Here is an 18,868-nt window from a genome sequence, read left to right as displayed (position 1 = left end):
TCAAACGCATCAATGGATGATGAGGTCACGATCATGAGCCAGGCAGTCATCGGCACTCTGGAGCAGCAGCGCAGAGACGCGCTGGTCGCCTACTACCTTGGGAAACTGGTAGGGCAAGGCGGTACGTCAAACCGGGTTGCCACCGAGAACGACTTGTACGAATACCTGTTGATCGACAACCAGGTCAGTGCGCAGGTCGACACCAGCCGTGTCGCCCAAGGCATCGCCAGCGTTCAGCAACACATTCATGCGATCTACAACGGCATGGAGCCCGGCTTCAGCGGCGTCAGTGAGGAGCAACTGACTCTGTGGCGCGAGGGCATGGCGCAATACAGCTTATGGTCCGGTTACCAGATGCTGCAAGACTACCCGGAAAACTACCTGGACCCGAGCTTGCGTCTGGATAGAACCATGATGTTCAAGACGTTCGAATCGGAACTCGCTCAGGCCCGGCTATCCAAGGATGCGGTGCAGAGAGCATTGGGCAATTATCTGCAAGCCTTTGAAACGGTCAGTAACTTGCAGATCACCGGTTGTTATGTAGATAGCCCGAATTTTCTCGACGCGGATTATTACTTTATTGGCCGCCAGAGTATTGAACCGTTTGCCTTTTATTGGCGTAAATCGCGTCTCTACAAAGGTGAGCATGCAGGAAAGTCGCAAATGCTGGGCTGGACCGAATGGCTGGCGATTGAGTCCATTGGTGGCGCGCAAATCAAATATTGTCGGCCCGTGGTCATGGATGGTCGCCTGTATGCGGTGTGGGTGGAAACCGGTAAGCCCTTGCTCAATGCAGAGGGGAACAAAACCGGTCACTTCGAATATCACATGAAGTTGAGCTATCGGCGACTGGATGGCAGTTGGACGGCACCGATCCTGCTGCATTCGGGGGAGGTTTATGACGATGTACTGGAGAGTGTGGTAGGGGCGGACGGGGTGATCAGCAAAGGGTATCGGCTGGTGGTTTCTACTGATAATGACGATGATCAAAAATCAAGGCTACTCGTGCGTTTTATATCCATCGGTATCAGTTCGTCTCTTTCTGAACTTAATGATCTGGTGGTGCGTAATAGTATGTTGAACCCACTAAGCCTCAGCCAGAGCGAACGAGATAATGTTCATGAAACGTTAATATTTATGTCGGGGACAGACAGCCGACGGGCTCAGTTCTGTGCGAGGCAATTACAGGGGGGGGGGGATTCTCGGTGGAAAATAACGTCCGTGAAGCGGGATGAGAGGGCGCCGCCATCTGTTATATCCACCTCAAGGTTTTCCATTAATGACAGTCTTGAGTTGATCGCTGTTTGGTCAAACGGACGTTTGTCTTTGCAAGGAGTGTGTACGAAGATCGTCGACGTCATTAAAGATTTGAAGTTCCACTATAGCAAGTCCGTTGACTTTAGCTCCTGGGGTTATTCAGCTTCTTTTTCTGGGGGCATGGGAAGCTCGATATTTACTGCCGATCAATACGAATACAAGCCTTGGTCGAGCCAGGTTCCTGCAGGCGTTGAACTACTGTACAAAAATAATGAGCCCTGTGTCGTTTTGCTGCCAGAGGAGCACTTTCACCTGATCGAGGAAACGCCTGATAGGCAGACATGGAAAGCCACGACACACGTTTTTAGTGAGCCAGAATCTTTTGAGTACGAAGGCCATAGTGGTGGCTTCAAGATGCATGTTTTACACTCGGCGACTTGGGAACTCGATTCGCCAGAAAACTATTTAATAAAAGAATATGAAAGTGCGCAAATGACGTGGGGCATTGCACATTACCTCCATCAATGGATCGCGTGCGAGGGGAAAGTGACATTGAACGGCGCAGCCAAGACCCCAGTTTATTATGATGAGTGGCCAGCCGATGACCCAAATGAAAGAACGTATCTATGGGGGGAGTATCAAGGCAATTCCGATGGTTTTGGATTAAACGGCTTCACCGTTACACGAGAACCCCTATCTGATCCTGTCCCTTACATCTCCATCACAGCCACAGGTGCGCAATATCTGGACCTCACTGCTGCTGGCGTAGAAGCCAGCAGCAGTGAGGTCCGCCTCAACACCTTATTCGCCAAAGAGCTGACCCGCATGGCGAGTCTGTCCCTGGAAAGCGCCTTGTCCTGGGAAACCCAGCACACCGAAGAGCCGCCGTTACCCGGGCAAACGGCGCCCGTGTATGTGGATTTCGCCGGGGCCAACGGGCTGTACTTTTGGGAGTTGTTCTTTCATGTGGCGCATCTGGTGGCTTGGCGCCTGCAGAAGGAGTTTGACTACTCAGGTGCTCAGCGCTGGTTGCATTATCTGTTCAACCCGCAAATGCGCGTAGCGCCTCAGTATCCGCCACCCGCGGAGATCGAATGGCTACCGTATTGGAACTGTCGACCGCTGGGCATGGCGGATAACGTCATGCCTGAACTGGAAGGCCTCACCAACCCGGATGCCATTGCCCGTGGGGCGCCATCGCATTACCGTAAAGCGATCTTCGTGCTTTATCTGAATAACCTGATTGAATGGGGCGACATGCTCTACCGTCAGGTCTCCCGCGACACGTTGAACGAGGCCAAGCTGCATTACGTTCGCGCGCTATCGTTATTGGGGCCATCCTCCAAAGGCCGCAGCATCAGTCGCTGGACGCCCGTAACGTTGACGCAGGCGAGCAATGGCGGCGGCAGTGCCTTTGCCACCGCAGAGTCTGCCCACATCGACTTGTTGCAAACGCTGGTGCCTATGAGCACCAATACCCTGCCATGGCTGCGCTTGCTGGATACGCAGGTGTTCCGCCTGCCGGTCAACAGCCAGTTGCTCGATGTGTGGGATCGCCTTGAACAGCGCTTGTACAACCTGCGTAATAACCTGACCCTGGATGGCAAGCCTCTGCAATTGGCGCTGTATGAAGCCCCGGCCAATCCGCTGGATCTGTTGCGCGCACAACTCAGTGGCAGCAGCCTCAGTCAGCGCCGCTTGGGTTCGTTGGCAATCATCCCGCCTTATCGTTTTCGCGCCATGCTGCCCAGGGTGCTAAACGCCGTAGACACCCTGACTTGCTTTGGCCAGCAGGTACTCAATTACATGGAACTCAGGGATCGGGCGCAGCAGGAGGAATTGCAGCAGGGCCACGTGCTGGACGATCTGGTCACCTTTGCCGAACAACTTCAGCAGGATGCTTTTGATCAGGCGAATAAAGGACTTGAGGTGTTGGTCGACAACAAAGCGACTATCCAGACTCGCAAAGACTATTACGACAGACTGGTAGCGGTTGATGTCAGCGATCTTGAAAAAGAAGCCCAAACCGCTCGCGGGATAGCAAAGAACAAAATGGGGGCAGTTCGGAGCTGGTCGAAGGCAGGGCATTACGCGTCCTATGCACCTAATCTGTTTGGCATGACCTTCGGCGGAATCAACTGGGGCGGATTGTTATTCGCACGGGCAGAAGAAAATGAACGCACAGCTGCGGATACCCTGGACGCGGCACAACGAGAGTTGATCAGCGACACTCAGAAGCGCCGCCGTGACGAGTGGGAATATCAGGCGAAGCAGGCTGAACTGGAAATGGGGGTAGTCGATTGGCAAATCAGCGCTCAAAAGGTCGCTCTCCAGGCCGCCACTACGAGTAGAGATCAAGCCATCAAAGCCCGCGAGCAAGCGCAAGCGCTATATGCCTTCATCAAGAATCGGGCGAGCGGGGCGGGGCTGTATCAATGGCTGTCGAGCCAGATGTCCACTTTGTACTTCCAGGCCTACGATGCTGTGCTCGGGATGTGCCTGGGCGCCGAGGCATGTTGGCAATACGAAATCGGCGACCGCGACACGCGCTTTATCTCCACCACGGCGTGGGCGGAGAACCGATTTGGTTTGGCGGCAGGAGAAACCCTCAAGCTCGGTCTCTTGCAGATGGAGTCGGCGTTTCTGGCGCGCAATGAGCGGCGTCTGGAATTGACAAAAACCATCTCCCTCAAAGCTTTGCTCAGTGATTACGACCCCAACGTACGGGTAAATGGCACTCTCTCCACCGGGTGGGCTGGTGTGGTTGAAACGATCCGTGAAAGCGGCGAGATCATTTTTCAACTAAAGGCTTCAACCTTTGATAAAGACCATCCGGGCCATTACCTGCGCCAGTTGACCCGCGTGTCGATCTCATTACCGGTAGTTCGCGCAGCCTATGAGGATATCCATGCGACGCTGAGCCAGCAGAGCAGCAGTTACCTATTGCAGCCGCAGATCGACAATGTGAGATATCTATACGTGCAGGCTGGCGACCTGCCTGAAGAGGAAGGTATTCGCCAGGACCAGATCGTCTTCAACCCGCGGCCCAATCAGCAGATCGGTATATCGACCGGAATCGATGATGACGGCATGTTCGTGCTCGATTTCAATGATGAGCGTTATTTCCCGTTTGAAGGCACCGGGGCGGTGTCTAGCTGGACGCTGAGTTTCCCCAGCTATACGAGTGCTGAGCAACAAGCGATGTTTGAGACCCTCAGCGACATCATCCTCCACGTTCGCTATCTGGCTGTGGACGGCGGCAAGGTTTTTGCCAGCGAGGTCGAGGAGCTGGTTACTGCCGTCGAAGAGAGCGAGGCCGAGCGTCGACAGCTACTGGGGGCGGTTTCAGCTCAGACACGCCTCAACTGATTTCGCTGACGTAACTGCCGACCTCCTTGAGGATGAGGCGCAGCGTCGCGTCCAGTTCGGGCAACTCGTTAGCGGGCGTGCTGTGGCGTATTTCATAGCAGGTATCGCCACCCAGCGGCCGGGCATCGGCCGCATCGATCTCCACCAGCAGCCGTTCAGCACTGAAGGTTACTTTCAGGTTTGAACTGACGTGAATGGTGTCGTCGACGAAGGTTATGTCGACTTCGTCTTCATCCGGAAAACGCGCCAGCAGAAACAAATCTCCGTTGCTGCCATGGCAGCAGACCAGCGCCATGTTGTCTTCTTCCTCATCGCAGGGGTTGAAGATGAAGTTGTCGGTGGTCATTTGCATGGTCGTGATTCTCGAGGAAAGAGGACGGAGAGGGATTTTGCCAGCCCGGCCCCACTTTGCCGAAGCAATTATTTACAACGGCAGTTGCCTCGGGTTTTGCAGGCATGCCGATGACCGAATATGTCGCAGCACGACAAGTAACTGCCCGTCAGCTCTCGTTAAGCTGGACGGCAGATGAACGGTAGTGGGAGAAGTCCTACCCTGCGTGTTGTTTTTTCCGGCACCGGTTGCAGAAAGCAAATGTGACGAGTCGTTCGCGGCAAGCGTTAGTTCTTTGGCTTATGCTGTGCCTCTGCCGTTTCATCCAGGCACAGCATGTGCAGGCAACACTTCCTTCAAGCTTCCTTCTAAAAAAGCACAAGCGGAGTACCTCAGATGGCGTTCTTCACCGCAGCCAGCAAGTCTGACTTCCAGCATCAACTGCAAGCAGCACTGGCGCAGCACATCAGTGAACAGGCACTGCCACAAGTGGCGCTGTTCGCTGAGCAATTCTTCGGCATCATTTCCCTCGATGAACTCACCCAGCGTCGGTTGTCCGACCTGGCGGGCTGCACCTTGTCAGCCTGGCGTCTGCTTGAACGTTTTGAACATGCCACCCCGCAGGTCCGCGTCTACAACCCCGATTACGAACGCCACGGCTGGCAATCCACGCACACCGCCGTTGAAGTGCTGCACCACGATCTACCGTTTCTGGTGGACTCGGTGCGCACCGAGCTGAACCGTCGCGGTTACAGCATTCATACGCTGCAAACCACCGTGCTGAGCGTGCGTCGCGACAGCAAGGGCGAACTGCTGGAGTTGCTGCCTAAAGGCACCAGCGGCGAAGACGTACTGCAAGAATCCCTGATGTATCTGGAAATCGACCGTTGCGCCAACGCCAGCGAGTTGAACGTGCTGGCCCGTGAGCTGGAGCAAGTGCTCGGCGAAGTACGGGTGGCCGTAGAAGATTTCGAACCGATGAAGGCCAAGCTGAATGAGCTGCTGGCGGGTATCGATTCTGTGCAGTACGCCGTCGACGAGGGCGAGAAGTCCGAGGTCAAGGCGTTCCTGCACTGGCTGGTGGATAACCATTTCACCTTCCTGGGTTACGAAGAGTTTCAAGTCAGCAACGAAGCCGAGGGCGGCCAGTTGGTGTACGACGAATCGTCTTTCCTCGGCCTGACCAAGCGTCTGCGTGCTGGCCTGAGTCACGAAGACCTGCACATTGAAGACTATGCTGTGAGCTACCTGCACGAGCCGATGCTGCTGTCGTTCGCCAAGGCTGCGCACCCGAGCCGTGTACACCGTCCGGCGTACCCGGATTACGTGTCGATCCGCCAGATTGATGCATCGGGCAAGGTCATCAAGGAATGCCGCTTCATGGGCCTCTACACCTCCTCGGTGTATGGCGAAAGCGTTCGCGAGATTCCGTACATCCGCCGCAAGGTGGCTGAAATCGAGCACCGTTCCGGTTTCCATCCCAAGGCTCACCTGGGTAAAGAGCTGGCGCAAGTCGTCGAAGTTCTGCCTCGTGACGACCTGTTCCAGACCCCGGTGGACGAGCTGTTCAACACCGTGATGTCCATCGTGCAGATTCAGGAGCGCAACAAGATTCGCGTGTTCCTGCGCAAAGACCCTTACGGTCGCTTCTGCTATTGCCTGGCCTACGTGCCGCGTGACATCTATTCCACGGAAGTACGCCAGAAGATCCAGCAAGTCCTGATGGAACGCCTCAAGGCCAGCGACTGCGAGTTCTGGACCTTCTTCTCTGAATCGGTTCTGGCGCGCGTGCAGTTGATTCTGCGGGTGGACCCGAAGGTCAATCTGAACATTGACCCGGTTCAGCTTGAGAACGAAGTGATTCAGGCTTGCCGTTCGTGGAAAGACGATTACGCCAGTCTGGTGGTGGAAAGCTTCGGCGAGGCCCACGGCACCAACGTGCTGGCGGATTTCCCGAAAGGCTTCCCGGCGGGTTATCGCGAGCGCTTCGCGGCGCATTCGGCTGTGGTCGACATGCAGCATCTGCTCAACCTGAGCGAAGCCAAACCACTGGTGATGAGCTTCTATCAGCCGCTTTCCGGCGACAAGGCTCAGCTGCATTGCAAGCTGTACCACGCCGATACGCCGCTGGCCCTGTCCGACGTATTACCGATTCTGGAAAACTTAGGCCTGCGTGTATTGGGTGAATTCCCGTATCGCCTGCGCCACACCAACGGCCGCGAGTTCTGGATTCATGACTTCGCGTTCACCGCGGCTGAAGGCCTGGAAATCGACATCCAGCAACTCAACGACACTTTGCAGGATGCGTTCGTCCACATCGTGCGTGGTGATGCCGAGAACGACGCGTTCAACCGTCTTGTTCTGACTGCGGGTCTGCCGTGGCGCGATGTGGCACTGCTGCGTGCCTACGCCCGTTACCTGAAACAGATTCGTCTGGGCTTCGACCTTGGTTACATCGCCAGCACCCTGAACAACCACACGGACATTGCCCGTGAGCTGACCCGGTTGTTCAAAACCCGCTTCTATCTGGCGCGCAAACTGACCACTGAAGATCTGGACGACAAGCAATTGCGTCTGGAACAGGCGATTCTTTCCGCTCTGGACGATGTTCAGGTCCTCAACGAAGACCGCATCCTGCGTCGTTATCTGGACCTGATCAAAGCCACCCAGCGCACCAACTTCTATCAGCCGGACGCCAACGGTCAGAACAAGAGCTACTTCAGCTTCAAGTTCAACCCGCGTCTGATTCCCGAGCTGCCAAAGCCGGTGCCGAAGTTTGAAATCTTCGTCTACTCGCCGCGTGTCGAAGGTGTGCATCTGCGCTTCGGTAACGTGGCCCGTGGTGGCCTGCGCTGGTCGGATCGCGAAGAAGACTTCCGTACTGAAGTCCTCGGTCTGGTGAAAGCCCAGCACGTGAAGAACTCGGTGATCGTGCCAGTGGGTGCCAAAGGCGGATTCCTGCCGCGTCGCCTGCCACTGGGCGGCAGCCGCGATGATATTCAGGCCGAAGGTATCGCCTGCTATCGCATCTTCATCTCCGGCTTGCTGGACATCACCGACAACCTGAAAGAGGGCGGTCTGGTTCCGCCTGCCAACGTCGTGCGTCATGACGACGATGACCCGTACCTGGTGGTAGCGGCGGACAAAGGCACTGCAACCTTCTCCGACATCGCCAACGGCATCGCCATCGATTACGGCTTCTGGCTGGGTGATGCGTTTGCTTCCGGTGGTTCGGCCGGTTATGACCACAAGAAAATGGGCATTACCGCCAAGGGCGCGTGGGTCGGTGTCCAGCGTCACTTCCGTGAGCGCAACATCAACGTTCAGCAGGACAGCATCAGCGTCATCGGCATCGGTGACATGGCAGGCGACGTGTTCGGCAACGGCTTGCTGATGTCCGACAAACTGCAACTGGTGGCGGCGTTCAACCACCTGCATATCTTCATCGATCCAAACCCGGACCCGGCCAGCAGCTTCATCGAGCGCAAGCGTCTGTATGACCTGCCGCGTTCGGCCTGGACCGATTACGACACCAGCATCATGTCGGCAGGCGGCGGGATCTTCCCGCGCAGCGCAAAAAGCATCGCCATCACGCCGCAAATGAAAGAACGCTTCGACATCAAGGCTGACAAGCTGACCCCGACCGAGCTGCTCAACGCGCTGCTCAAGGCACCGGTTGATCTGTTGTGGAACGGCGGCATCGGTACTTACGTCAAGTCCAGCGAAGAAAGCCACGCCGATGTAGGCGATAAAGCCAACGACGCGCACCGGGTCAACGGCGACGAGCTGCGCTGCAAGGTGGTGGGCGAGGGTGGCAACCTTGGCATGACCCAACTGGGCCGTGTCGAGTTCGCGCTCAATGGTGGCAGCTCCAATACGGACTTCATCGACAACGCCGCTGGCGTGGATTGCTCCGACCACGAAGTGAACATCAAGATCCTGCTCAACGAAGTGGTGCAGGCCGGTGACATGACTGAAAAGCAGCGTAATCAGCTGCTGGAAAGCATGACCGACGAAGTCGGCAATCTGGTGTTGGGCAACAACTACAAGCAAACCCAGGCCCTGTCCCTGGCAACGCGTCGTGCTTACGAGCGGATTGCCGAGTACAAGCGCCTGATGGCGGATCTGGAAGCCCGTGGCAAGCTGGACCGCGCCATCGAGTTCCTGCCTGCTGAAGAGCAGATCAGCGAGCGCGTAGCGGCCGGTCATGGCCTGACGCGTCCGGAGCTGTCGGTATTGATCTCCTACAGCAAGATCGACCTGAACGAAGCATTGCTGGAATCCCGCGTACCGGATGATGACTATCTGGCTCGCGACATGGAAACCGCGTTCCCGCCATCGCTGGGTGCCAAGTACTCCGGCGCCATGCGTCAGCATCGTCTCAAGCGCGAAATCGTCAGCACCCAGATCGCCAACGATCTGGTCAACCACATGGGCATCACCTTCGTGCAGCGACTCAAAGAGTCCACTGGCATGAGTGCGGCCAACGTGGCGGGCGCTTACGTGATCGTGCGTGACATCTTCCACCTGCCGCACTGGTTCCGTCAGATCGAGGCGCTGGACTACAAGGTGCCTGCCGAGATTCAACTGGCATTGATGGACGAGTTGATGCGTCTGGGCCGCCGCGCGACGCGCTGGTTCCTGCGTAGCCGTCGCAACGAGCTGGACGCGGCGCGTGATGTTGCGCACTTCGGTCCGCACCTCGCTGCGCTGGGTCTTAAACTCGATGAACTGCTGGAAGGCCCGACTCGTGAAGTCTGGCAGACCCGCTATCAGGCCTATGTCGAAGCTGGCGTGCCGGAGCTATTGGCGCGCATGGTCGCAGGCACTAGCCACCTGTACACGCTTTTGCCGATCATCGAAGCGTCTGACGTCACCGGGCAGAATGCTGCCGATGTGGCCAAGGCTTACTTCGCCGTGGGCAGCGCGCTGGACGTGACCTGGTACTTGCAACAGATCAGTAGCCTGCCGGTGGAAAACAACTGGCAAGCCCTGGCTCGCGAAGCGTTCCGTGATGACATCGACTGGCAGCAACGGGCGATCACCATCTCGGTTCTGCAAATGGCCGATGGCCCTGCGGATATCGAGGAGCGCCTGAACCTGTGGCTTGAACAGCACAGCGCCATGGTCGACCGCTGGCGCGCCATGCTGGTGGACATCCGCGCAGCAAGCGGCACGGACTACGCGATGTATGCCGTAGCCAACCGCGAACTGCTGGACCTGGCCATGAGTGGGCAGGCTATTACCATTTGATGGTTTAGCTGGTTGTAATGAAAAGCCCCGCATCGAGAGATGTGGGGCTTTTTTGTATAGCGAGTTCGCGGCTTGCGCAGTACCTGAGGGAGTTGGGCTCGCCAGCGATACATCAGACGCAGTTAGAAGTCATGCCGCGTTATCGTTTATCGCGAGCAAGCTCGGCTCCCACAAGAAGAACCAGGTTAGCCACGCAATGTAGTGATCCAGGCCAATAAAAAACCCCGTCACATGGACGGGGTTTTTTAACGCGGTGTTGCGTTTTTTACGCTTGAACAACCGGGATCTTGGCGTTCGCTGCGACTTCACGGAACTCGGCGATCTGGTCGAAGCTCAGGTAGCGGTATACGTCCGCCGCCATGGTATCGATCTGTTTCGCGTATTCCATGTACTCCTCGACGGTCGGCAGGCGACCCAGGATCGAAGCAACGGAAGCCAGCTCGGCCGAGGCCAGGTAGACGTTCGCGCCATCGCCCAGACGGTTCGGGAAGTTACGGGTCGAAGTCGACACAACCGTCGAGTTCGGCTCTACACGTGCCTGGTTACCCATGCACAGCGAGCAGCCCGGCATTTCCATGCGCGCGCCAGCCTTGCCGTAGATACCGTAGTAGCCTTCTTCCGTCAGCTGATGAGCATCCATTTTGGTCGGCGGCGACAGCCACAGACGCGTTGGCAGTTGGCCTTTGACCTTGTCCAGCAACTTGCCCGCAGCGCGGAAGTGCCCGATGTTGGTCATGCACGAACCGATGAACACTTCGTCGATCTTCTCGCCAGCAACGCTGGACAGCAGACGGGCGTCGTCCGGATCGTTCGGTGCACAGAGCACTGGCTCATTGATGTCGTTCAGGTCGATTTCGATGATTTCAGCGTATTCCGCGTCAGCATCGGCAACCATCAGCTCAGGGTTGGCAACCCAGGCTTCCATCGCTTGAGCACGACGTTCCAGCGTACGAACATCGCCGTAACCTTCGCCGATCATCCAGCGCAGCAGGGTGATGTTGGAGTTCAGGTACTCGGTGATCGACTCTTTCGACAGCTTGATGGTGCAACCGGCGGCAGAACGTTCGGCCGAGGCGTCGGACAGCTCGAAAGCCTGTTCGATGCTCAGGTCATCAAGGCCTTCGATCTCCAGAATGCGACCGGAGAAGGCGTTCTTCTTGCCTTTCTTCTCAACCGTCAGCAAGCCCGACTGAATGGCGAAGTAAGGAATCGCGTGAACCAGGTCACGCAGGGTGATGCCAGGCTTCATCTTGCCTTTGAAGCGCACCAGAATCGATTCCGGCATGTCCAGCGGCATAACGCCGGTGGCCGCAGCAAACGCCACCAGACCGGAACCGGCCGGGAACGAGATGCCCATCGGGAAACGGGTGTGGGAGTCACCACCGGTACCGACGGTATCCGGCAGCAGCATACGGTTCAGCCAGCTGTGGATGATGCCGTCGCCCGGACGCAGGGAAACGCCGCCACGGGTCATGATGAAGTCAGGCAGCGTGTGGTGCGTGGTGACGTCGATCGGCTTCGGATAAGCAGCGGTGTGGCAGAAGGACTGCATGACCAGATCAGCGGAGAAGCCCAGGCACGCCAGGTCTTTCAGCTCGTCGCGAGTCATCGGGCCGGTGGTGTCTTGCGAGCCCACGGTAGTCATCTTCGGCTCGCAATACGTGCCTGGACGAACGCCTTTGCCTTCCGGCAGGCCGCATGCCTTGCCGACCATCTTCTGCGCCAGGGTGTAGCCCTTGCCAGTGTCGACTGGTGCTTCCGGCAGTTTGAACAGGTCGGTAGGACCCAGACCCAGCTCGGCACGAGCCTTGTCAGTCAGGCCACGGCCGATGATCAGCGGGATACGACCGCCAGCACGGACTTCGTCCAACAGAACCGGGGTCTTCATTTCGAAGGTGGTCAGGACTTCGTCAGTACCGTGTTTGCAGACTTTGCCAGCATGCGGATACAGGTCGATCACGTCGCCCATGTTCATATTGCTGACGTCGAATTCGATTGGCAGGGCGCCGGCATCTTCCATGGTGTTGTAGAAGATCGGAGCGATTTTGCTGCCGAAGCAGAAACCGCCAGCGCGCTTGTTCGGCACATAAGGAACGTCGTCACCGAAGAACCACAGAACCGAGTTGGTCGCGGACTTACGCGAAGAACCGGTACCGACCACGTCGCCAACATAGGCAATCGGGAAACCCTGACCGCGCATTTCTTCGATCTGCTTCATCGGACCGATGGAGCCTTGTACGTCCGGCACGATGCCTTCACGGGCCATTTTCAGCATGGCCAGGGCGTGCAGCGGGATATCAGGACGCGACCAGGCGTCAGGTGCAGGGGAGAGGTCGTCGGTGTTGGTTTCGCCAGTCACCTTGAAGACGCGCAGGCTGATCTTGTCGGCCAGTACAGGGCGCTTCTTGAACCACTCGCCGTCAGCCCAGGACTGAATCACAGCCTTGGCGTGAGGGTTACCGTTCTTGGCTTTTTCAGCCACGTCGTGGAAGGCATCGAACATCAGCAGCGTGTGCTTGAGTTCCTGAGCGGCCACCGGGGCCAGCTCTGCGTCATCCAGCAGGTCAACCAGCGTGACGATGTTGTAGCCGCCCTGCATGGTGCCAAGCAGTTCAACGGCGCGCTTTTTGTCGATCAGGGGAGAAGTGGCTTCGCCCTTGGCCAGGGCAGACAGGAAACCGGCTTTGACGTAGGCAGCTTCGTCAACGCCAGGTGGAATGCGATTGGTGATCAGGTCGACAAGGAAAGTTTCTTCACCAGCCGGGGGATTCTTCAGCAGCTCGATCAAGCCAGCAGTTTGTTCGGCGTTAAGCGGCTGGGGCACGATACCCTGGGCGGCACGCTCTTCGATGTGTTTACGGTAGGCTTCAAGCACAGTATTACCCTCATCAGTGGTCCCAAATGGGTGTCCGGGACGCTCATCCAGGAATTGCCCGAAAAACCTGCGCGACGAAACTTTTTGAGTTCCTTGGCCAGGGTTTTCGGCAATTCCTTACAGAAGCTGTTTTCAAAGTTTTACGCCTGCAGGACGGCTGATGAGTGTTGACGAGGGCTTGAATCCTGCGTCAACACCGGACTGCTGGGTTACTTTGACTGTGCTCGTGACGCTTTGAAAACAGCTTCCAACGGACATTGGCGCCTTAAAAGGCTCGCTGATTCTACGGCAAATCTTCCGTAAAGGTAAGTTAGCCCTACACGTTCGGGGGTGAAGCTCGTTAGACAAAGGGCTAATATGCGCGCTTGTTCTTGCCTGTCGTTGCCCTGTCCGCCATGCCCAATCAAATCATCAAAACGCCCTGCGTCGGCCTTTGTTCCACTGTTTACGGGGACTTGGTGTGCCGTGGCTGCAAGCGTTTCCACCATGAAGTGATCCACTGGAACGGTTATGACGAAGACCAGAAGCGGGCAGTGTGGCTACGGCTCGAACAACTGCTGGTTCAGGTGATGACCGCCAAGCTGGAAGTATTTGATGCGGGCAAGCTGCGTGCGCAACTGGAACAGCGCAAAATCCGCTTCGTGCCTGCCCAGTCAGAGTATTGCTGGGCTTATCAACTGATTGCGCGCGGCGCGCGGGTGATCACCAATATCGAAGCCTACGGTATGGCGCTGATGCCGGAGTTCCGCGACTGGGCCTTGCCTGACTTGCGCGATGCCATTGATCGGGAATTTTTCCTGCTGTCCGAAGCACACTACGAACGCTATATCGCACCGGGCTTTCTCAAGGATGCGTTTGGCAGCTAGCGACCTGCCCGCATACGCGGGATAATGCCCGCCAGTTTCTGGAGTGCTTATGTCTGAACCCATCCAAAGCCAGCCCGTGGACGCCATTCTCGATGCCACCGGTCTCAATTGCCCTGAACCGGTGATGATGCTGCATCAGAAAGTCCGTGACCTGCCTGCTGGCGGCCTGCTCAAGGTTATCGCCACCGACCCGTCCACACGCCGCGACATTCCCAAGTTCTGTGTATTCCTGGGCCATGATCTGGTTGATCAAGAGGTTGCAGACGGAACGTTTCTGTACTGGATTCGCAAGAAGCTGGATTGAGCCGAAGGATTAGCATCTGGCACAGGACTTTTGTGGGAGCAGAGCTTGCTCGCGATAAGGCCGGATGCGATTCAAATCAAACCGCATCCGGCCTTATCGCGAGCAAGCTCTGCTCCCACAACGACTGCATTCCACATCAACTTGCTCGTTGACCTTCCTATCCCTCCCGATCAATGCCTACACTGCCGCCGACCTCTGGGAGTACACCATGCGAATTGTTGCTGACGAAAATATTCCGTTGCTCGACGCGTTCTTTGCCGGTTTTGGCGAGATCCGGCGTTTGCCCGGCCGTTCCATTGATCGCGCCGCCGTGGCCGATGCCGACATTCTGTTGGTGCGCTCGGTGACGCCGGTGATCCGCGAACTGCTTGAAGGCAGCCCGGTACGTTTTGTCGGCACCTGCACCATCGGCACAGACCATCTGGATCTGGAACACTTCCAGCAAGCAGGCATTCAGTGGTCCAGCGCGCCGGGCTGTAATGCCCGTGGTGTGGTGGATTACGTGCTCGGCAGTTTGCTGACCCTGGCGGAAATCGAAGGCGTAGACCTGGCGCAGCGCACTTATGGCGTGGTCGGCGCGGGTCAGGTCGGCGGGCGGTTAATCAAGGTGCTGAAGGCGCTGGGCTGGAATGTGCTGGTCTGCGATCCTCCCCGGCAAGCGGTCGAGGGCGGTGACTTCGTCAGCCTGGAAGAAATCCTCCAGCGCTGTGACGTGATCAGCCTGCACACCCCGCTGGACAAGAGTGGTGAACATCCGACCTGGCATCTGCTCGATCAGACACGCTTGCAGCAGCTCAAACACGGCAGTTGGTTGATCAACGCCAGTCGTGGCCCCGTCGTCGACAATACCGCCCTGCACGACACACTGCTGGATCGTGAAGACCTGCAAGCCGTGCTGGACGTCTGGGAAGGCGAGCCCAGGGTGAATACCGAACTGGCTGACCTGTGCGTGATCGGCACGCCGCATATCGCGGGCTACAGCCTCGACGGACGGCAGCGGGGCACTGCGCAGATTTATCAGGCTTTGTGTGCATTTCTGGGGCAGGAAGCTCGCATCAGCCTTGCCGATCTGTTGCCCAAACCGTGGCTGGCTGAAGTCACCCTGGATGAGCGCACCGATCCGGTCTGGGCGTTGAACACGCTGTGTCGTGGCGTCTATGACCCACGCCGTGATGATGCCGACTTCCGGCGTAGTCTTGTCGGCTCGATCAGCCAGCCAGTAGCGTTCGACCTGCTGCGCAAAAATTATCCGCCGCGTCGCGAGATCGAGGGCTTGAAGGTGCGAATCAATGGCCAATCGGCTGCGTTGCAGCAGTTGGTGGTGGCGCTGGGTGCGGTAGTCGTTCCGGCTGTCTGAGCTCGATGAGTTAAATTTCAGGCAGAAAAAACCCGACGTTGACGTCGGGTTCTAAATTTGGGGCATTGCTCAATCTTGTTTTTCAGGTTTAACCCAGTTCTTGTCGCATTCCTGACAAGCAGCCTGAACCATCTCTTCAGTAATCACGACTTCGCGCCCGTCCTTGTCCAGGATTGCGCCGCCCACGGGCAGCTGCGGGTTGGCTCGTACGACCGGAACTTCATTACTGTTTGCTTGCAAGCTCATGGCCTGTCTCCTTTCATCAGGTGTTGTGCCTAGACTAATCGCGTCCGATGACTCTGCCGTGACATCCCTCGGCAACATCGGGCACGGGTTAAGTCCACCAGAAACCGCACATAACCGCCAGCGTTCGCTTAGATCAATCCTCTCTAGGGGACTGTATCAGCGGTCATAAATATCCAGACTAAGGCTAATCGCGAGAGTTCATCAGCACCTGCCCGGTGGTAAAAGCAGAGAAAAGCCTTCTGCACCGGTGTAGGCTCTGGCTTCAGCCTTTCATGCGGGTTCAGTTTTCATGGCTTCATTGCTTTCCAGCCGTCAGCGTCAGGCGATTCGCCTGGCGGCGCAGTTCATGGCTCCCTACCGTTGGCAGGCCGCGGGAGCGCTGGTTGCGCTTATCGTGACGGCCGGGATTACCTTGTCGATCGGGCAAGGTATCAAGATGCTGGTCGATCAAGGCTTCATGACTAGGTCACCGCACCTGCTTAACCAGTCCATCGGCCTGTTCATGTTGCTGGTGCTGGGTTTGGCGGCGGGTACCTTTGTGCGTTTTTATCTGGTTTCCTGGATTGGCGAACGAGTCGTGGCGGACTTGCGCAAGAAGGTCTTCGATCACCTGATCAATCTGCATCCGGGCTTCTACGAAAATAATCGCAGTTCGGAAATCCAGTCACGCCTGACCGCCGATACAACCTTGCTGCAATCGGTCATTGGTTCGTCATTGTCGATGTTCCTGCGCAACGCTTTGATGGTGATAGGCGGGATCGTCCTGCTGTTCATCACCAATCCCAAACTCACCAGCATTGTCGTCGTGGCGCTGCCAATGGTGGTCGCGCCGATCCTGATCTTTGGCCGTCGGGTGCGCAGCCTGTCCCGGGAAAGCCAGGACCGTGTTGCTGATGTCGGCAGCTACGTGTCCGAAGCGCTGGGGCAGATCAAGACGGTTCAGGCCTACAACCATCAGCAGCAAGACAAGGCGCGTTTTGCCAAAACCGCCGAAGACGCGTTTCAGACCGCTCGCAAGCGCATCCTGCAACGCTCATGGCTGATCACGCTGGTGATCGTGCTGGTGCTGGGGGCGGTCGCCGTGATGTTGTGGGTCGGCGGCATGGATGTCATCGAAGGCACTATTTCCAGCGGTGAATTGGCGGCATTCGTGTTTTATGCGCTGATCGTGGGCAGTGCTTTCGGCACCCTGAGCGAAGTTATCGGCGAGCTGCAGCGGGCGGCGGGTGCTGCCGAGCGAATCTCCGAACTGCTGCGGGCGAAAAGCGAGATTACGCCCCCGACCAGCGATCTTCTGCAATTGCCAGAGCGGATCAGTGGTCGTCTGGCGTTGGAGGCAGTTAGCTTCAGCTATCCGTCACGCCCGGAACACAAGGCCGTGGACAACCTGACCCTGACCATTGAACCGGGGGAAACCCTGGCGCTGGTTGGTCCTTCAGGTGCGGGTAAATCGACCCTGTTTGATTTGCTGCTGCGTTTCTATGATCCACAGCACGGGCAAATCCTTGTCGAAGGCACACCGATCACGCGACTGGATCCGCTGGACTTGCGTCGCAACTTTGCACTGGTCTCGCAGACGCCAGCGCTGTTTTTCGGCAGTGTCGAAGAGAACATTCGCTACGGCAATGCCAGCGCTACGACCGAACAGGTCGAGGCCGCAGCGCGTATTGCCCACGCTCACGAATTCATCCTGCAAATGGCCAACGGATACCAAACCCACCTGGGAGACGGCGGGCTCGGCTTGTCTGGCGGTCAGCGTCAACGTCTTGCCATCGCTCGGGCTTTGCTGGTGGATGCGCCGATTCTGCTGCTGGACGAAGCGACCAGCGCACTGGATGCCCAGAGTGAGCATCTGATTCAGGAGGCATTGCCGGGCTTGATGAAAGGCCGCACCACACTGGTGATCGCCCATCGACTGGCCACGGTGCAGAACGCGGACCGGATTGCGGTTATTGATCAAGGAAAACTGGTAGCCGTAGGCACGCATCAGCAATTGATCGTCAGCAACCCGCTGTATGCCAGGCTGGCGGCGTTGCAGTTCAATGCGCGAGGGGAGGAGGTGGTTTGATTGTGTAGTTGCCTGATCTAGAGGAGCCACGGTTACGTAGGCGCTGCCGAAGGCTGCGATGGCGGTGTGTCATGAGGCCTGACGCCGCCCACAAAAAAGCCCGCAACTCTCACGAGCTGCGGGCTTTTTCACAGGCCGGTTCGAAGATTACTCTTCGATGTTGCCCATGGCGGTGGTGTTGAAACCGCCGTCTACGTACATGATTTCGCCGCTGATGCCGGACGCCAGGTCCGAGCACAGGAACGCGCCAGCGTTGCCGACTTCATCAATGGTCACGTTACGACGCAGCGGAGTTTGCGCTTCGTTCGCGGCCAGCATCTTGCGGAAGTTCTTGATACCCGAAGCTGCCAGGGTACGGATCGGACCGGCCGATACCGCGTTGACGCGAGTACCTTCCGGACCCAGGCTGCCTGCCAGATAACGTACACCGGCTTCCAGGCTGGCCTTGGCCATGCCCATCACGTTGTAGTTCGGCATGGTGCGCTCGGCACCCAGGTACGACAGGGTCAGCAGGCTGCCATTGCGGCCTTTCATCATTTCGCGACCGGCTTTGGCCAGTGCCACGAAGCTGTAGGCGCTGATGTCGTGAGCAATGCGGAAACCTTCGCGCGTCGTGGCGTCGGTGAAGTCGCCATCCAGCTGGTCGCCTGGAGCAAAGCCTACGGAGTGAACGATAACGTCCAGGCCGTCCCATTTCTTGCTCAGGTCTTCAAAGACCTTGGCGATTTCTTCGTCACTGGCTACGTCACAAGGGAAGCACAGCTCAGGGCCCGAACCCCAGCCAGCGGCGAATTCTTCGACGCGACCTTTGAGTTTGTCGTTCTGGTAGGTGAAGGCAAGCTCTGCACCCTCGCGATGCATGGCGGCAGCGATGCCGGATGCGATGGACAGTTTGCTAGCGACACCGACGATCAGGACGCGCTTACCGGCGAGAAAACCCAT

10 protein-coding genes are annotated in these 18,868 nt (G+C 57.3%); 6 read left to right on the top strand and 4 right to left on the bottom strand.

What is annotated here, in order from left to right; genetic code table 11:
- Positions 1 to 12: 12 nt before the first annotated feature.
- Positions 13 to 4,626, top strand: coding sequence for a neuraminidase-like domain-containing protein (locus tag ABRP31_RS18660; RefSeq protein WP_372488889.1), 4,614 nt, complete (start codon positions 13 to 15; stop codon positions 4,624 to 4,626).
- Here the strand turns inward: ABRP31_RS18660 and ABRP31_RS18655 are convergent.
- Positions 4,619 to 4,978 carry a hypothetical protein gene (locus ABRP31_RS18655; protein WP_349972999.1) on the bottom strand — a complete coding sequence of 120 codons (360 nt, stop codon included), beginning with the start codon at positions 4,976 to 4,978 and terminating at the stop codon, positions 4,619 to 4,621. The two genes, ABRP31_RS18660 and ABRP31_RS18655, sit on opposite strands and share 8 nt — an antisense overlap.
- Before the next feature lie 375 nt (positions 4,979 to 5,353).
- On the opposite strand from ABRP31_RS18655, the gene ABRP31_RS18650 reads away from it, so the two are divergent.
- Positions 5,354 to 10,210, top strand: a complete 4,857-nt coding sequence (locus ABRP31_RS18650; RefSeq protein WP_349973001.1) for an NAD-glutamate dehydrogenase — start codon at positions 5,354 to 5,356, stop codon at positions 10,208 to 10,210.
- Positions 10,211 to 10,475: 265 nt separating this feature from the next.
- On the opposite strand, the gene acnB is transcribed toward ABRP31_RS18650, so the two are convergent.
- Positions 10,476 to 13,085, bottom strand: coding sequence for a bifunctional aconitate hydratase 2/2-methylisocitrate dehydratase (acnB, locus tag ABRP31_RS18645; RefSeq protein ID WP_087274489.1), 2,610 nt, complete (start codon positions 13,083 to 13,085; stop codon positions 10,476 to 10,478).
- 395 nt (positions 13,086 to 13,480) lie between these two features.
- Between acnB and ABRP31_RS18640 the strand changes: the two genes are divergently transcribed.
- The 3 genes from ABRP31_RS18640 (at position 13,481) to pdxB (ending at position 15,612) form a co-directional block, all read left to right on the top strand.
- On the top strand, positions 13,481 to 13,951 hold the full coding sequence (locus ABRP31_RS18640; RefSeq protein ID WP_087274496.1) for a DUF1289 domain-containing protein: 471 nt from the start codon (positions 13,481 to 13,483) through the stop codon (positions 13,949 to 13,951).
- 49 nt (positions 13,952 to 14,000) lie between these two features.
- Positions 14,001 to 14,255, top strand: coding sequence for a sulfurtransferase TusA (gene tusA, locus ABRP31_RS18635; RefSeq protein ID WP_349973004.1), 255 nt, complete (start codon positions 14,001 to 14,003; stop codon positions 14,253 to 14,255).
- 208 nt (positions 14,256 to 14,463) lie between these two features.
- Positions 14,464 to 15,612: a 4-phosphoerythronate dehydrogenase PdxB gene (gene pdxB, locus ABRP31_RS18630; RefSeq protein ID WP_349973006.1), complete on the top strand. Its 1,149-nt coding sequence runs from the start codon at positions 14,464 to 14,466 to the stop codon at positions 15,610 to 15,612.
- Between the two features lie 69 nt (positions 15,613 to 15,681).
- Here the strand turns inward: pdxB and ABRP31_RS18625 are convergent, their stop codons facing one another.
- On the bottom strand, positions 15,682 to 15,858 hold the full coding sequence (locus ABRP31_RS18625; protein WP_349973007.1) for a PA1571 family protein: 177 nt from the start codon (positions 15,856 to 15,858) through the stop codon (positions 15,682 to 15,684).
- Positions 15,859 to 16,147: 289 nt separating this feature from the next.
- Between ABRP31_RS18625 and ABRP31_RS18620 the strand changes: the two genes are divergently transcribed.
- A complete protein-coding gene (locus ABRP31_RS18620; RefSeq protein ID WP_349973009.1) occupies positions 16,148 to 17,926 on the top strand; it encodes an ABC transporter transmembrane domain-containing protein in 1,779 nt (592 codons plus the stop codon).
- 147 nt (positions 17,927 to 18,073) lie between these two features.
- On the opposite strand, the gene fabI is transcribed toward ABRP31_RS18620, so the two are convergent.
- On the bottom strand, positions 18,074 to 18,868 hold the full coding sequence (fabI, locus tag ABRP31_RS18615) for an enoyl-ACP reductase FabI (protein ID WP_087274483.1): 795 nt from the start codon (positions 18,866 to 18,868) through the stop codon (positions 18,074 to 18,076).

Source organism: Pseudomonas caspiana, from assembly GCF_040224095.2.
Lineage (GTDB): Bacteria > Pseudomonadota > Gammaproteobacteria > Pseudomonadales > Pseudomonadaceae > Aquipseudomonas > Aquipseudomonas caspiana.
This window is presented reverse-complemented; position numbering and strand designations above follow the sequence as displayed.

What these genes read in the sequence shown, in the direction of transcription:
- ABRP31_RS18660 (WP_372488889.1), top strand. Translation starts at nt 13, where the DNA reads ATGGATGATGAGGTCACGATCATGAGCCAGGCAGTCATCGGCACTCTG.
- ABRP31_RS18655 (WP_349972999.1), bottom strand. Translation starts at nt 4,978, where the DNA reads ATGCAAATGACCACCGACAACTTCATCTTCAACCCCTGCGATGAGGAA.
- ABRP31_RS18650 (WP_349973001.1), top strand. Translation starts at nt 5,354, where the DNA reads ATGGCGTTCTTCACCGCAGCCAGCAAGTCTGACTTCCAGCATCAACTG.
- ABRP31_RS18640 (WP_087274496.1), top strand. Translation starts at nt 13,481, where the DNA reads ATGCCCAATCAAATCATCAAAACGCCCTGCGTCGGCCTTTGTTCCACT.
- tusA (WP_349973004.1), top strand. Translation starts at nt 14,001, where the DNA reads ATGTCTGAACCCATCCAAAGCCAGCCCGTGGACGCCATTCTCGATGCC.
- pdxB (WP_349973006.1), top strand. Translation starts at nt 14,464, where the DNA reads ATGCGAATTGTTGCTGACGAAAATATTCCGTTGCTCGACGCGTTCTTT.
- ABRP31_RS18625 (WP_349973007.1), bottom strand. Translation starts at nt 15,858, where the DNA reads ATGAGCTTGCAAGCAAACAGTAATGAAGTTCCGGTCGTACGAGCCAAC.
- ABRP31_RS18620 (WP_349973009.1), top strand. Translation starts at nt 16,148, where the DNA reads ATGGCTTCATTGCTTTCCAGCCGTCAGCGTCAGGCGATTCGCCTGGCG.
- fabI (WP_087274483.1), bottom strand. Translation starts at nt 18,868, where the DNA reads ATGGGTTTTCTCGCCGGTAAGCGCGTCCTGATCGTCGGTGTCGCTAGC.